Below are 14939 nucleotides of genomic sequence, written 5' to 3' on the forward strand. Positions count from 1 at the left end.
TTTCCTCCTTCCTCCATCCTCCAAAATCATGAACTTCGAGAACATTAAACTGGGTGTTGCTCCTATTAACTGGACTAACGACGATATGCCTGAACTGGGCGGCGAGAATACTTTTGAACAGTGCGTGAGCGAAATGGCGCTGGCGGGATTTACTGGTTGTGAAGTGGGCAACAAGTTTCCACGCGAGATCAATGTACTGAAAAAAGCATTGGAAATGAGAGGATTGCAGATCTGCAACCAATGGAACAGCTACGAGCTCACCACCAAAAGCTTTGCGGAAAACCGCAAGAATTTCACCGAACTGCTTGATTTCTTGGAAGTAATGGGAGCGAAAGTGATCGGTGGCGGCGAAACCGGGAATAGCTGTCAGGGGAGCATGGATATTCCGGTTTTTGAAGGAAAAGGAATGCTGAATTCAAAAGACGAATGGGACAGCTTTACATTCGGGCTGAATGAGCTGGGTAAAATTGCGCGCGACCGCGGGATGAAACTCGCGTTCCACCACCACATGGGAACCTGCATTCAGACCATCGCGGAAACCGACAGGCTGCTTAATGAAACAGATTCGGAAAACGTGTTTTTAAACTACGATTGCGGGCATTTCCATTTTGCGGGCGAAGATCCTGTTGTTGCTTTACAGAAATATATTGGCAGGACAGCACATATTCACCTGAAAGATGTCCGCCCGAATATTTTGCAGCGCGTTCACGACGAGCGGCTTAGCTTTTTGACAGCTGTTAAGAACGGCGTATTTACTGTTCCGGGTGACGCAGAAGGCTGCATTGATTTTCCGTCCCTTTTCGCGATCATCAAGGAAAGCGATTATCACGGCTGGATCGTCCTCGAAGCCGAACAAGACCCGGCAAAAGCCAACCCGCTGGAATACGCAATCATCGCCCGGAATTTTTTCAGGGGATTGACCGGGATTTAACTAGTCTCATTGGATTTTCTCAGAGCCCTTCGGGGCTCTTTTTGTTTCCAAACTTTGTCGGAAAATGATCTTCTTCCGCCACATTCCCTCCCTCACATACGTATTACATTTCAGATTCGTTAATGTACTTCAAATCCCAAACCTGCTTATGATATAGCAGTTATACTTCATTTTAACCTACTAATATGCTTCGTTTTAATAAGTTGAGTTTTTTATATGTCCTGGCAGCGGGGCTGTTGCTGGGGGCTTGCAAGGATAAGGAAGTGGCGCCGGAAGTGAGTACAACAGTCGATTCTACGGCCGTTTCTGATTATGCGGCGATTAATAGCTGGTTGTACGAGATCATGAACGACGCGTACTTCTGGTACAAGGAAATGCCGACCGAAGCGAGTCTGAATGCAAATGTTAATCCAAATGAATATTTCGAGAAACTGGTCTTTCAGCGAGCGACCGTTGATCGTTTTTCTGGCGTGACCAATGATTTCGACGCACTTCAAAACGAATTCAATGGAATCAGTAAAGTGTTCGGTCTCAGCTATGCACTTTCTTATATTGACAATAGCAAGTCGAATATCGGCGCTTTTTTGAACCACGTTGTCAAAGGCAGCCCGGCAGATGCGGCAGGACTTAAAAGGGGCGATATCTTATTGAAAGTGAATGGAACGCAACTCACGGAAGCGAATTATGTAAACCTTCTCTCCAATGCCGAAACTGTCTCATTTACCCTCGGTACCGTCGAAGGCACGTCGATTATCCCAACTAATAAGACTGTGTCGATCACCAAAGCGGAAGTAACAGAAGATCCTGTCGCGTTTTCGAGCGTTATTTCCCGGCCAACTTACGGAAAAACGATCGGTTATATTGTTTACACCCAGTTTGTTCCGGGTACCGCGGCCGATGAAGAGAAATATGACAACGAACTGCGCCAGATTTTTGCGGATTTCAAAAGTAAAGGTGTGAATGAGCTGGTGCTTGACTTTCGACTCAATGGTGGCGGGTATATCAGTTCTGCGAAAACGCTGGCTTCGTTGATCGGGAAGAATATTTCTACTTCAAAAGTATTTTACAAAGAAGAGTGGAACGACAAATACAACGCTTACTGGCAGCGCACCAAGGGTGCCGAGGCGCTCAGCTATAAATTCAGTGGTGAAACGAACAATATTGGCGCGAACCTAAACCGGGTATTTGTGCTTACTTCAAATGGTACCGCTTCTGCCAGCGAGTTGGTTATCAATGGTTTGGAACCTTACATGGAGGTAATTACGATCGGTGAGAATACTGCCGGAAAAAATCTGTTCGGCTCGCTGATCAATGATGATCAGGAACGCTGGAACTGGGGTGCGTACGTGATGCTCGGCCGGACGGTAAATGCAAACGGGCAGTCGGACTACGGTACTGTGAATGGTATGACGCCCGATTATTTTGTAGAGGATTCCCAAGTCCCTTACCTGCCTTTTGGAGATGAAAATGAAACATTAATGCGGAAAGCGCTCGATGTAATGGGTGTACCCGCAAGTGGAAACCTGCGAACCGGGGCTGTCAAAACAGTGAATGCATTTAGAAAAACGCTGAGAGACAACTTGCAGGAGCCGCGAAACCTCATGATCAGAACGGGCAAGCTGACACCTGTCACGCAATAACTGCAGCTGGCGATATACGTGAAAAGAGGTCTTCAACGGCCTCTTTTTTTTATTGAATCAAAACAAAAAATCAAGAGGCAATAGGCATTTTCAACGCGTTTCAAGTACTTTTATGCTCCTTTCTACTCACGATTTCTCCTACCGGCTGTGGCTGTGATATGAAGTTCAGCATTTACTCTGCGTTACTTTTGATATTTTGCCTGGCTCATGCGGCAGTCAGCCAATCCGTGCGTCACACTTACCGTTTTTACGAAGATCTCGCAGTTGCAAAACCGGAATGCGGGCCGGGCTTAGAACCCTGGAAAGCATTGGGTTCTTGCCAGGCCAATCCACAGGAAGGGACTTATGTAGACGACCGGCTTCCGTGCGGTGTGCAGCGGAAAGTGTACCAGAATAATATGAACTGGGGGCTGATGTACCCTAATTCGGAAGGCGCGATCACGGATACTTACTCCATCCAGATGTACATTAAGGTTACGGATTGGGGTAACATTTGGGCGCGAATTATCGACTTCTCCAATGGTACGCTGGATGAGGGGATTTACTTTAAAAGTACCCCGGGCTCAACCGATCGCTGTCTCGATTTTTACCCTTCCGGCATTACCGGCGCTTGTCCGTTTTTCAACAAATCCACCTATTACCTGCTGACTTTTACCCGAAACGGACAAACGGGCATTATGAATGTGTATGTGGACAATACGCTTTTCACGTCCTATGACGATTCGGAGGGTAAATATGTAGGTAAAGCCGGAACGCCGATCTACCTGTTTCGTGACGATGCGCAGAAGCCCTGCGAATCGGGGACTGCCAATTTTGCTTACTTGTCTTTCACGAATAAGTATTTCGCACAAACAGATGTCGACAGCACTTTCAAGGATATTTGCTTCGTCGCCAACATTAACGCATACGCCGACTTTTCCATTTCCCCAAACCCAAGCTGCGGCTTCCCGCGGAATATCACGGTACAATACACCGGCATCCTGCCTTCGCCGGCAGCGGGTTACACTTTTAATTGGGAATGGGATGGAGCGAGAGTCATTTCAGGTTCAGGAATGGGCCCGTATGTAGTGAGCTGGGATACCGGTGGTTCAAAAAACGTGGCGCTGACTGTCGTAAATGAAGCTTGCGGAAATGAGCTTTATAACCGAAAACAGGCTGTGATCAGCAGTTTGGACCTGACGAGTACGATTGTTTCGGGCAATTGTGAGCTGGGGGAAAAAGGTACCATTACACTCCGCGGCCTTGAAGGTATTGAGCCTTACCAGTATTCGATCGATTCGGTCAACTACCAGACAGATTCCGTGTTTGTGGTACCGATCGGGAATTACCGGTTTTTTGTAAAAGACCAGAACGACTGTACGATTGCGAAGGATATGGTAGTTGAGTTCAATGGAGATATTGAATTGACTGCGATGGCCGATACGACAGTTTGCTTTGGTGAATCGATCAGCCTGAACGCCTCCGGAAACGGACAACAATATAACTGGTCGCCGGCGCTGGGACTCGATGATCCCGCTTCGAAAACGCCGGTGGCGTCACCGGTTGAAACTACCGAATATGTTGTGACAGCAATAAAAGGCTCGTGCTCAAAATCAGACACGGTTATTGTAGCAGTTGCACCAAAAGTGCAGGTGAACGTAACACCCGACGCGGTGGTAGAATACAATGTTCCTTACCAGCTTACCGCTTCGTCGCCGCAGATAATGGACCTGAATGGCGCGGTTTTCGCGTGGGCACCGCCCGAGGGATTGAATAATCCGGCAAGCCAGAGCCCGGTCGCGATTGTGCGGGACAATAGGTCCTATTCGGTAGAATTGACGGGACCAAATGGCTGCAAAGGAAGTGCTACGGTTAATTTGTCTGTCAAGAAAACGGAGAACATCTCTATTCCTGGCGCATTTACACCGAACGGTGACGGAAAAAACGAAGTACTGTTACCTGTTCTGTCTGAAATGGCTACGATCAAGTATTTTAAGATCTATAACCGTTGGGGCGAGGTAGTATTTTACACAGACCAGATTAATAATGGCTGGGACGGTAGGTACAAAGGTGCGAATCCGGTCAATGGGACTTATGTTTGGGAAATTGAAGGGACTTCACTGAAAGGAAAAGTGATTACCCGGAAGGGTTCGGTGCTGCTCATTAAATAAAAAAACGCCCTTCCGGAGAAAGGGCGTTACTATTCAATCTGATATTATTTTTAGCTGATCCAGCTGAATTCGTAAGCAAGTTCAGGAATGCGGGTACGGTCTGCGATCCGTCTTAATCTTGAAGGCAAAGCCATCAGATAGTCCCTCGCTTTCTCCGCTTTTTCATTAATTCCACCGAGCGTACCCAGCTCCCATTCTACCAGCAAGCTTTCGAGTATTTCAATATAATCGATCGTTGTATAAACGCCTAAACGCTGCGCCGCGTCGGAGAAATGGGCGAAGGTATCCCCCATCTTCACGCCCGATTCCCGCATGAAATGCGCAGGCATTACGATCTTCTTTTTCATCATATCTTCCAAAGCTATGACCATTTCCGAAGGATCCACTTCCAGAATACGCGATACAAAAGTTTTGTAAGCCTTTGCGTGACGCGCCTCATCGGAAGCAATTACGCCGCATATTTTGGATAAATGCGGGTTACCGAATTTTTTGGCCAAAGTAGCAGTACGCCGGTGTGAAACGTTGGTCGCAAGCTCCTGGAAAGAGGTATATATAAAGTTGCGATAAGGGTCGCGATCCGTCCCGATGTCGAAACCGTCGGCGATCAGGTATTGTGTGGAAACCTCCATCGCACGCATATTTACGCGGCCCGAGAGATACAGGTACTTGTTGAGCAGGTCGCCGTGGCGGTTTTCCTCGGCAGTCCATGCTCTTACCCACTTTACCCAGCCGGATTCTGGCTCGCCTACCTGATTCACCCCGATCACATCCATCAGCCAGGATTCGTAGGTTGGTAATGCTTCCTCAGTAATGGTATCCCCGATCAGGACAGCCATATAATCGTATGGTAAATCACGGCAGCTTTCCTGTAACAATTTTACCTCACGGAAGAAATCTTCATTCCTTGAATCCGGGAGAAAATCAGCAGGCTGCCAGTTCTGGTCGATTGGTTTTAAATATTCAGCTATCAGCCCATCCAGATCTTTCCCCAAATGTTTCATGACTTCTAGCCTTTCTGCTGAAAGTGCGGTGTCCATTGTCAATTCGTTTAAAACGCTCAGTTATATTTTACAAATAACGTCATAAATCTGTAAGTTTTATATGACAAACGTCATTTCGAATTCCAGATTTTGGGATAAAACAAAACAGTTTTAGGCTATTTTTGCAGAAAAAATAAGAATGAAAAAAATCCTCGATTACCTCCTTGGCAGCCTTTATCTCGTGCATTTCGGATTAACGCTTTTGATATTCCACGTAGTCCAGGCGGTTGCTTTCAATATATTCGGAAAGAAGGCACATAAGGTGGTGGTCGATTACATGAATTTTTCCCTTACCTATGGCCTGTATCTTACCGGCGCCCGGATTAATCTAATCAACCTTACCGAACTGCCCGATAACCGCCCGATCATATTTGTCGCTAATCACCAGAGCAGTTTTGATATTGCGGCTGTGTATTGGTTTCTGAGAAAATATCACCCAAGATTTGTTTCCAAAATAGAGCTTGCAAAAGGTGTTCCAGGCATCTCCTACAATTTGCGGAAAAGCGGCGCGGCGCTGATCAATCGCAAGGACGGTAAGCAGGCTGTCACAGAGATCGCCCGGCTGGGCAAGCTGATCCAGGACGAAAAAGCTTCGGTTATCATTTTCCCCGAAGGAACCCGCACCGCCTCCGGGATCATGCGACCATTCGTGACCGGCGGTGTTGCTACTCTATTAAAACGTGCACCCGATGCGCTGATCGTGCCGATTGCAATCGATGGAACCGGCGCATTTAACCCGAAAGGAATTTTTCCGCTGAAATCATTTTCCAACCTGAGCTGGACGGTGCTGCCGGGTATTGAACCGACCGGAAGAAAGGTTGAAGAGATACTCGCTGAGGCGCAGGAAGAAATCAGAAAAAAAATCCGCATTACTACCAACTAGCTGCTTCAAGCTGGTTTTCAATCACTTACTTATCAAAAGTAAGGTCAATTTCCATGACTTTTTAGGGGTTTACTTGCCTTAACAATTGTTAACAATGGCACTTTAAACCTATGTGGTTCGCGGCTCTCTAACCCACGAACTTTAACATTTATTGGTCATGAAAAAGATACTTTTTGCCGTCGCATTACTTGCTTTTGGATTCACATCAGCTTCTGCACAATATGGTCCCCGCCACGACGGTCGCGATCGCTACGACAACCGCGACCGTTACGATCATAGTGACAGAAACAGGCACGGATCGGATATCAACTATATGCAGCGGCAGGCGCGCCAGCAAATCGCGCAGGGTGTACAGCGGGGCACACTTAATTCCCGGGAAGCAAATGCATTAATTGGCCAATATGAAAGAATTGAGGCCAGAGAGCGCAGTTTCAGCCGTCGCGGAAGATTGTCGCCGCGTGAATCAAAAATCATTCGCCACGATCTGGAAAGATTGATGGCCGATACGCAAAGGCTGAGCAGCCGCCGGGGTGAGGGCTGGGCTCGCGAGCGCAGAAACAGATATTAAGTTCTTATGGCAGTTGAAGGTTTAGGGTAATGCAAAAAGCGCCGGATCATTGGTCCGGCGCTTTTTTTATTCTTCATTTTTAAAATAACGCACCAGCTTTACGTGCGACTTCTCAAACCCCGCCTGCTCGTAAAACCGGTGGGCTTGCTCCCTGGTGCTGCGGGAAGTTACTTCCATTTGCACAGCACCTGCTTTTCTGGCAAAATCAATAGCCCGTGCGATCAATACGCTGCCGATATTCTGAGACCGGAATTCCGGCTCCACATACATTTCCTGAATTTCAGAAACCAGTGCAGCATGGTGCAGCAAAGACTGAATATGACAACTGACAATACCCACAGCGACATTTTCATAAAATGCCAGGAAGTAACGGATGTTATTATTTTTTAGGTTTCTGTCAAATACAACGTTGAAATTCTGCCGGTCCAAAACCATATTTTCCAGTCCGCATATCATTTTATAAGCTATTTCACGGTCTTCGGCAGTAGCTGCCCGGATTTGGAGGTGGTTCTGATTCATTTGCTATCCGTATGTTGAGTAATAATTTGTCGACAGCAAAAATAAACTATTTCTCAGGCCAGAGTATCACGTGCCCGGCTTTATCTCTGCTAATATTCTCCCAGGACATTTTACCTACTCACAAAACAATGGGCTGGATATACAAACGGTGAGGTTTGAATATGACTGCAAAACGCTTTGGTACGATTGTTTAAAATGCACGCATCATTACTCGGCACACGATCATACTAACCGGAATATGACAACTCAACCAGTCAAACGCAGAACATCTAAAAGGAAACGCACCACGCAGATCGTCATTGGACTTATTCTCCTGATCGTCACGATCCGGCTGATTTTACCTTACGTGGTGCTTCATTTTGCAAATAAAAGTCTGGCAAATATGAGCGGTTACTATGGTCATATTGAAGATGTAGACCTGGCAATTATCCGCGGCGCGTATCGTGTCGACAGTATTTATCTGAACAAAGCCGATACGATCACAGGAAAGCAGACCCCATTTTTCGCATCCTCGGCGATCGACCTCGCGCTGGAATGGAAGGCGTTGTTCAAGGGAGAAATCGTGGGACAAGTATTTTTACAGCAGCCCTATTTGCGATTTACAAAAGACAAAGTGGAGCCAAAGGAAATTGTGAAGGACTCGGCGGATTTCAGGAAAGTGCTGGACAAATTCATGCCGCTCAGTATCAACCATTTCGAAATAAATGGCGGTGTTATCGAATATAAGGATTTCACGAGTAAGCCGGTAGTTGATATTTCAATGACCCAGCTACATCTGATCGCCCGGAATTTGCGCAACAGCTACGATTCCACAGCGCTGCTTCCTGCCACTGTCAATGCGACGGCCAATATTTATGAAGGTACCCTGCGGATGGACGCCAGGCTGAACCCGCTGGCCGATAATCCGACGTTTGATATGAGTGCAGAACTTAAGAATACGAACCTGGTGAAGCTGAACGATTTTTTCCAGGCCTACGCCAAAATAGATGTGAACGACGGGCGGTTTGGGTTGTATACCGAGGTCGCAGCAAAGAACAATGCATTTACGGGTTACGTAAAGCCGGTGATCCAAAACCTGGATATCTTGGGTAAAGAAGACCGTAAGGACAATCTATTCCAGAAAATGTGGGAAGCGGTTGCCGGTGGTGTCGGAGAGATTTTTGAGAATCAGCGTAAAGACCAGGTAGCGACTAAAATTCCATTCAAAGGGAAATTGGATGACCCGAAAACTAATGTCTGGGTTACTATTGCAACTATTTTACAAAATGCTTTCATCAGTGCATTGCAGCCTTCCATTGATAACGAGATCAGTATCGGCTCGGTAGAGTCTCCGGGTACAGAAAAGAAAACCTTCCTTCAAAAAGTTTTCGGTAAAGACGATAAGCCGGAAAACAGTACGAAAGAAGTAAAAAAAGAGGAAAAGAAGGAGGCTAGAAAGGAAGAAAGAAAGGAGAAAAAAGAGGAGCGGAAAGAAAAGAGAGCAAATAAGAAAGACTAATACTTTCGGGGTACGGCGAACATAACCGTACCCCGAATTTTCATTTCCCTTCGCCCAGCATTTTCCCGATCAGCATTTGGCTTTCGTGGTTTTCATGCGAGCCGGTGTGACCAAGTTTGTCATTCAGTTCTTTCAAAACCTTTTTAGAATCTTCCGTACCAATCGCGGCAACACGCTGGATTGTGTAAGGCAAAATTTTCGGCAGTTTCGATTTCTCCGCCATTTGTAATGCACGCTTCATATCAAGCGCAGCCAGAGGTTCAGCTGCGTACCACACCATCAGCGGCATATTATGATCGTCCCTATCTTCCGCCTTTTGCATTAATGCCTCTACTACTTCCCATCGCTGCGAGGGTTCAACTCTGGTCATCGCCGAGGCGAGGTACAACCTTACCAATGCAGAATTGTCGCTCTGTGCCATTTCAGCAAACTTTTTTAATGTTTCGGGAGAAAGGCTTTTGTCCTCCGCCAGCAATTGTATCGCCCAGCTTCTTACATATTCACTTTCATTTGTTAGGAGTTCTGTAAGTTCTTTGTCGTCGATACCTTTCGTTACATGCAGAGTCCACAGTGCGCGCAGCTTGCGGGTTGCGTCCGGGTTTTTAGCCAAAATTTCCTTTAATGCTTTGTGAACCTTCTTGTTCGGCCCCCTTTCCTGCAAGATCGTCCTCGCCTGGCGAACATACCATTCGTTTGTATTGAGTTGATAATTAACCAGTTCCAGGTCAGAAGCTTTGGTCAGATCTACTTTTATCCATTTGTCATTTTCGTGGGAAATTTTAAAAATCCGCCCCATGGTTTTGTCATGCACGTCGGGATTGGGACTGTGACACTGGTTTTTATCGTACCAGTCAATCGCCCAAACCGAGCCGCTGGCGTCGTACTTAAAGTTTAGCCACTGCGACCAGGAATCATTCATCGCCATGAAGTCCGGCCGGTGCTGCGCCACGTACCCCGACCCTTTTTTCTCAAAACGATCGATATTCATCCGCGCGCCATTGATATTATTCATGAATATCTCATTGCGATATTCTTTTGGCCAGCTGTCGGTCAGGTATATCATCGCCCCAGCGTGTGCATGTCCGCCCCCAGCCGCCGCCGAGCGGAAGTTGCCCGCGTGCGGCCCGCGTTCTCCCAGCCAATGCACGTGGTCGCCGATGGTTTTGATATCATCATAAGTATACGGATTGAAATGCTTGCCTGCCTGGCGCTGGTAGCGTGCGCCCTGGATCACGTGGTACATGTGCGGGATCACGCAAACCGTAATAAAGGGGTAACCGTAATCATTAAAATCGATTCCCCAGGGGTTGCTCGAACCTTCTGCGAACAGTTCAAATTTCTGGGTTGTGGGATGAAACCGCCAAACACCGGCATTCAATTTTGTGCGCTCTGAGTCCGGTGCGCCGGGTTTACCTACATTGGAATGCGTGAAAACGCCGTGTGTTCCGTACAGCCAGCCGTCGGGTCCCCAGCGGAGACTATTGAGCACTTCGTGGGTATCTTCCAAACCCCAGCCGTCGAGTAAGGTCTGCGCCGGACCGGCTGGTTTATCTGTTTTCGGGTCAATTGGGATATAGATCAAATAAGGCGCAGAGCCCAACCAAACGCCGCCCATTCCCACTTCAATGCCACTGATCAGGTTCAATTTGTCAGCAAAAAGCTTTTTGCTGTCTAGCTTCCCATCCCCGTCGGTATCCTCCATAATGAATATCTTGTCCCTACCCTGCCCTTCCGGCGCACGCACTGGGTAAGTGTGGCTTTCCACCACCCATAACCTGCCTTTTGCGTCGATCGTGAATGCAATCGGTTTAATTATCTCCGGCTCGGAAGCAGCGAGCGTAACCTTGAAACCTTTTGGAGGCGTCATAGCCGCAGCTGCTTTCTCTCCCGACAATCCTGCATTCAAAACGGGATCGAGAGGCGGCAAAATGATGATATCTGCGGCTTTTAATTCGTTGGCAAATGCAGGGCGGCTTGGGTAAAACAGGAATTCATCAAAGTTGATGTGTGCCCATTTATCGTTCGGAATGTAAGGGATTTGAGAAATGCCGGTCTCATTGTCTATAATGCGAATAAAAATCTCTTGTCCGAGGTACTTCTGCAAATCCACCACAGCAGGTTGCAGCGTGGCCCTACCCTGCCCGGTTATGTGGTAAATAATGCTGTCCGTTCCAGCGAGTACCAGCTCCACGCGCGTATCCTGCAATGCCCCGCCCGACACTTTAAATGCAGCAAAAGGCTGGGTAATCTTAAACGGAGCCGATATTAATGTACCTGTCAGCTTTGCATTCGTATTGCCGCCGCTGCTCAGGAAATACTTACCGTCAAATCCAATGTGTAAATCTTTGTCGTGAACCGGCGAAGGATCGGCGCTGATCAATGGATTCGCAAAAGCATCTCCCGTAGCAGTCCAGTCTTTCAGGGAGCCCGATTCGAAATTGAGGTTCAAAGGCTGTCCATCCTTCATCGGGAGCTGGCCCGCTACCGTTTGTTCGTTGATATCACCTTCTACTACCTCAAAGCTCCCCACCATTCCCGCAGCGCGGTGCCCGGGCACTGAGCAGAAATAGGTATCGCTGTCTTTGGCGACAAAATTGATGGTAGTACTGGCTCCTTTTTCGAGTATCACCTTGCTTTTTATCCCCAGTTTTTCCAAAGCAATATCATGCGTCATGAGCTCGCCGTTGGTAATCTTGATCCGCACCCTATCTCCCTTTTTGGCCTTCAATGTAGGATTTCGTGCACCGTCGGGTCCGAAGAAACCGAGCATGGTCGCTTCCAATGCAAAGTCCCTGTCAAACTTTCCTGTATCCTGTCTGGCAGTGGTGGTCTTCGCTGCGACAGCCTTCGACTTCTGGGCAGCCACAGGGATTTTTGATGTCGCCGCCACAGTTATCAATAAGGCGACAATAATGCGAAACGAGGTCATAAACTGGCAATTAGTGTTAGGAATATCTGGGGATAAAATCAAAAGAAAGCTCGATTACTAATTTACTTATATGCATTTCGTAACGCAAAGGAGCCGAATTATGACGATTCAGAAAAAATATAGTTGAAAAAATTCATTTTCAAATCAGAAAAAATTCAATATCTTTGGGGACTCAACAATGAAAAAAGGAAATGAAAAGCGTCAAAACTATATTCAGTGATCTTGACTTATCAAGCGATTTCGCGATTATCGTTTTGGCGCGTAAAGGTGTACACACGAAGGTATTTTATGAGTTTGCAGAAGCGATTAAAATGCCCGAAAAAAACTTAGCAGCTATGATCAATCTGTCTTCAAGAACAATCAGCAATTACAGCGAAGCCGGCAAGAGCCTGGACGCTCCTCAGGGAGAGCATTTATTAAAATTGATAGCACTTTATGAAAAGGGGGAGCTCCTTTTCGGGAATACGAGTGAGTTTAATTACTGGCTGGCGAAGCCTTCCTGGAATTCGGCCGAGAAGCCGGTGAGCTGGCTGACCACGAGCGGAGGTGTCGGGTTTATCAGCGCGGAGCTGGATCGTCTTGCTCAGGGATATCCTGCCTGATATGCTTGTTTACAGAATTGTGCACCAGGCTTACAGCTCAAATCTTCTGGCTTCGGGCGTCGCAGGCCGGTGGAACAGGGAAGGCAGCAAAGTAATCTATGCCTCTGAATCTATCCCCCTCGCACTACTGGAAAATTTTTTCAGAAGGCAGGGTGTCGGGTTTAATAGAGATTTCAAGATCATGTTTATCGAAGTGCCGGAGCCGTTTTCACTTAAAACCGTGAATATGGACGATCTGGGCTTAGCCTGGCGAGATCCTTATGATTATTCAGGATGCCAGCCCATAGGCGACCACTGGTTTCGGATGCTGCAATCGCTGGTATTACAAGTACCTTCTGCGGTGATGCCCGAAGCCTGTAATTATGTGATCAATACGCTGCATCCGCAGTTTAAGACGGTTAAAATTGTGGCGGTCACTGACCTGGTCCCCGACCCGCGCATTGAAGAAATACTGAAAAACTATTCGAAAAAAGGATAAACTTCCTATTGTTTCGCTATCCGGAGCACCAAGATTTTCCGGATCAGGTCGAGCGGCAGCGGCTTATCCAATGGGAAATGCACTGATCCTTTCGTCCCTTTGTAGCCCGACAACTCCTCTTTCAATGTTTCGGCCAACTGTACAGTAATGGGGTACAATGCAATATGCTTTTTCCAGCCGCCGAAATAGATCAGGTAGCTTCCATTCAGATTAAATGTTGGCATATCGTAGGAAATAGTCTCCTCAGCATCGGGCGCAACTTCGCGGATTATCTGCCTGATCTGTTCCAGCTTTTCAGATACTTCCTCTGGGAAAGCTGAAATGTATTCGTCGATTGTCTGAGATTTTGCTTTTGCCATCAGCAGAACACTTATTTAATTGTAATGATCTGACCCAGCGGCTCGCTGATTTTTATGGGAGCGGATTCCACTGCCGAGTAAATTTCATATTCCCCGTTCGGAACTTCTTTGGGAATCGTGTACTGGTCGAATGTGGGACCGAAACACATTACCCTAAATCTGGGGTTATTGCTGGTCAACAAAAACGCCTTCCTGGTCGCCCTGTTTACCAATTTCAACTTGATATCACTTTCCCCAGCCGCCCAGCTGTTACTGACAATATCCTGTATTCGGGATATGGTATTCGTCGGTTTGTAATAATTGCACCCGCTGGATATCAATAGCGATGGCTGAGAAACGAAGGAAATTACAGGCTGATTTTCGGAAGAGTTGATCAACAGATTTGTCGCCGGATCACCCTCATAAGTTGAAACATGATAAGGTTTATTATCAACCAGAATCTGCGCTTTGTAATTGCCGGATTTGATCTCGGCGGGTAATTTGAGACTTAATGAATTGTAATTGTCTCGGGTAAGTTCGTATCTCCTTAGCGGCATGAAATCGTTCTCGATCAGTATCTCATATTTACTGTCTGGATAAATATTATATCCTGAAACCAATATCTTATCTGTTTTGCTACGATCGAACGACCAGCGTTTCGCATCCAATGCAAGCTTACCGTATTTAATGTTGATAGGATACGGAACCTTTGCCAAGCGATTCCCCCACTGAACCTCCGCTTCATATTTGCCGGCCGAGGCAGTTACCGGCAGATTGAGCATCACAATCCCGCGATCCAGCGAATCGTGACCGACCTGGTATCTGTCAAGCACGATCGTGTCACCACTCTCTGTGTTTTTCAAGGTAACCTGCAATTTATCTCGTGCCACGTAGTCTGCACCGTGTGTTGATATAGTCCCGAAATTCTGAAAGGCCAAACTTACATAAGCCTCTGCGCCAACTGTAACATCACGAGCTCCCTGTGGGATTACCTTCAATGGAGCCGTCGGTTTCACAAACATTCGGAAGGATGCATTGCTGAAAGTCGGGCTCGCAACCGAAAGCAAAACATCTTTTGCCTCAAAGTTGATGCCGTTGCTCACATCTGTTTCGACTACGAAATCCCGATTGGTTTTGATCGCTACTTTTAGAACATTCCCATGGCGATAATCGGCTGGCAGTGTAACGAAAATGGAGGTCCCTCCAAACTTGATATTCCCATCCGGAACACCGGCGATCCGTAATTCCTTGATAGAAAAATCAACATAACTCACAACCGGAGCCAGCGTAAACTCTTCCTTTTTACAACCCAGAAATAGTATCAAAAACACTGGTAAGAGCTTTTTCATCGTTTCAGGCTATT

The 14939-nt window shown here is 46.9% G+C and carries 13 protein-coding genes; 8 read left to right on the top strand and 5 right to left on the bottom strand.

All coding sequences use genetic code 11. The features are described 5' to 3' along the window. Positions 1-28: 28 nt before the first annotated feature. From iolE to KOD92_RS20180, 3 genes are all read left to right on the top strand, one after another. Complete coding sequence (gene iolE / locus KOD92_RS20170; protein WP_215235400.1) at positions 29-931, top strand: myo-inosose-2 dehydratase; 903 nt, start codon at positions 29-31, stop codon at positions 929-931. Between the two features lie 185 nt (positions 932-1116). Next, complete coding sequence (locus KOD92_RS20175; protein ID WP_229254768.1) at positions 1117-2571, top strand: S41 family peptidase; 1455 nt, start codon at positions 1117-1119, stop codon at positions 2569-2571. A gap of 158 nt (positions 2572-2729) precedes the next feature. Next, positions 2730-4721: a T9SS type B sorting domain-containing protein gene (locus tag KOD92_RS20180; protein WP_215235401.1), complete on the top strand. Its 1992-nt coding sequence runs from the start codon at positions 2730-2732 to the stop codon at positions 4719-4721. Positions 4722-4771: 50 nt separating this feature from the next. Here the strand turns inward: KOD92_RS20180 and KOD92_RS20185 are convergent, their stop codons facing one another. After that, positions 4772-5758, bottom strand: a complete 987-nt coding sequence (locus tag KOD92_RS20185) for an acyl-ACP desaturase (protein WP_215235402.1) — start codon at positions 5756-5758, stop codon at positions 4772-4774. A 142-nt stretch (positions 5759-5900) separates the two neighbouring features. On the opposite strand from KOD92_RS20185, the gene KOD92_RS20190 reads away from it, so the two are divergent. Both KOD92_RS20190 and KOD92_RS20195 read left to right on the top strand, forming a co-directional pair. Further along, positions 5901-6644, top strand: coding sequence for a lysophospholipid acyltransferase family protein (locus KOD92_RS20190; protein ID WP_215235403.1), 744 nt, complete (start codon positions 5901-5903; stop codon positions 6642-6644). A gap of 157 nt (positions 6645-6801) precedes the next feature. Then, on the top strand, positions 6802-7212 hold the full coding sequence (locus KOD92_RS20195; protein WP_215235404.1) for a hypothetical protein: 411 nt from the start codon (positions 6802-6804) through the stop codon (positions 7210-7212). A gap of 66 nt (positions 7213-7278) precedes the next feature. Here KOD92_RS20195 and KOD92_RS20200 read toward each other — a convergent pair whose 3' ends face one another. Next, entirely contained in the window at positions 7279-7731 is a 453-nt protein-coding gene (locus KOD92_RS20200; protein ID WP_215235405.1) for a GNAT family N-acetyltransferase, read from the bottom strand. 238 nt (positions 7732-7969) lie between these two features. On the opposite strand from KOD92_RS20200, the gene KOD92_RS20205 reads away from it, so the two are divergent. Further along, a complete protein-coding gene (locus KOD92_RS20205) occupies positions 7970-9229 on the top strand; it encodes a DUF748 domain-containing protein (protein ID WP_215235406.1) in 1260 nt (419 codons plus the stop codon). Between the two features lie 40 nt (positions 9230-9269). On the opposite strand, the gene KOD92_RS20210 is transcribed toward KOD92_RS20205, so the two are convergent. After that, positions 9270-12158, bottom strand: a complete 2889-nt coding sequence (locus tag KOD92_RS20210; protein ID WP_215235407.1) for a PVC-type heme-binding CxxCH protein — start codon at positions 12156-12158, stop codon at positions 9270-9272. A gap of 191 nt (positions 12159-12349) precedes the next feature. Here KOD92_RS20210 and KOD92_RS20215 point away from each other — a divergent pair, with 191 nt between their 5' ends. After that, positions 12350-12760, top strand: a complete 411-nt coding sequence (locus KOD92_RS20215; protein WP_215235408.1) for an antitoxin Xre-like helix-turn-helix domain-containing protein — start codon at positions 12350-12352, stop codon at positions 12758-12760. Then, entirely contained in the window at positions 12705-13238 is a 534-nt protein-coding gene (locus KOD92_RS20220; RefSeq protein WP_215235409.1) for an RES family NAD+ phosphorylase, read from the top strand. The genes KOD92_RS20215 and KOD92_RS20220 overlap by 56 nt, the downstream gene beginning before the upstream one ends. 5 nt (positions 13239-13243) lie before the next feature. Here the strand turns inward: KOD92_RS20220 and KOD92_RS20225 are convergent, their stop codons facing one another. Together KOD92_RS20225 and KOD92_RS20230 are read right to left on the bottom strand one after the other, a co-directional pair. Continuing rightward, on the bottom strand, positions 13244-13597 hold the full coding sequence (locus KOD92_RS20225; RefSeq protein WP_215235410.1) for an iron chaperone: 354 nt from the start codon (positions 13595-13597) through the stop codon (positions 13244-13246). Positions 13598-13608: 11 nt separating this feature from the next. Continuing rightward, entirely contained in the window at positions 13609-14925 is a 1317-nt protein-coding gene (locus KOD92_RS20230; protein WP_215235411.1) for a hypothetical protein, read from the bottom strand. Positions 14926-14939 lie beyond the last annotated feature (14 nt).

Source organism: Dyadobacter linearis (genome assembly GCF_907165045.1).
Classification (GTDB): Bacteria; Bacteroidota; Bacteroidia; order Cytophagales; family Spirosomataceae; genus Dyadobacter; species Dyadobacter linearis.

Excerpts from the sequence above, each read along its gene's own strand:
- KOD92_RS20195 (WP_215235404.1), top strand. The coding sequence starts at position 6,802 with ATGAAAAAGATACTTTTTGCCGTCGCATTACTTGCTTTTGGATTCACA.
- KOD92_RS20210 (WP_215235407.1), bottom strand. The coding sequence starts at position 12,158 with ATGACCTCGTTTCGCATTATTGTCGCCTTATTGATAACTGTGGCGGCG.
- KOD92_RS20185 (WP_215235402.1), bottom strand. The coding sequence starts at position 5,758 with ATGGACACCGCACTTTCAGCAGAAAGGCTAGAAGTCATGAAACATTTG.
- KOD92_RS20230 (WP_215235411.1), bottom strand. The coding sequence starts at position 14,925 with ATGAAAAAGCTCTTACCAGTGTTTTTGATACTATTTCTGGGTTGTAAA.
- KOD92_RS20175 (WP_229254768.1), top strand. The coding sequence starts at position 1,117 with ATGCTTCGTTTTAATAAGTTGAGTTTTTTATATGTCCTGGCAGCGGGG.
- KOD92_RS20180 (WP_215235401.1), top strand. The coding sequence starts at position 2,730 with ATGAAGTTCAGCATTTACTCTGCGTTACTTTTGATATTTTGCCTGGCT.
- KOD92_RS20215 (WP_215235408.1), top strand. The coding sequence starts at position 12,350 with ATGAAAAGCGTCAAAACTATATTCAGTGATCTTGACTTATCAAGCGAT.
- KOD92_RS20205 (WP_215235406.1), top strand. The coding sequence starts at position 7,970 with ATGACAACTCAACCAGTCAAACGCAGAACATCTAAAAGGAAACGCACC.
- KOD92_RS20190 (WP_215235403.1), top strand. The coding sequence starts at position 5,901 with ATGAAAAAAATCCTCGATTACCTCCTTGGCAGCCTTTATCTCGTGCAT.
- KOD92_RS20225 (WP_215235410.1), bottom strand. The coding sequence starts at position 13,597 with ATGGCAAAAGCAAAATCTCAGACAATCGACGAATACATTTCAGCTTTC.
- iolE (WP_215235400.1), top strand. The coding sequence starts at position 29 with ATGAACTTCGAGAACATTAAACTGGGTGTTGCTCCTATTAACTGGACT.
- KOD92_RS20200 (WP_215235405.1), bottom strand. The coding sequence starts at position 7,731 with ATGAATCAGAACCACCTCCAAATCCGGGCAGCTACTGCCGAAGACCGT.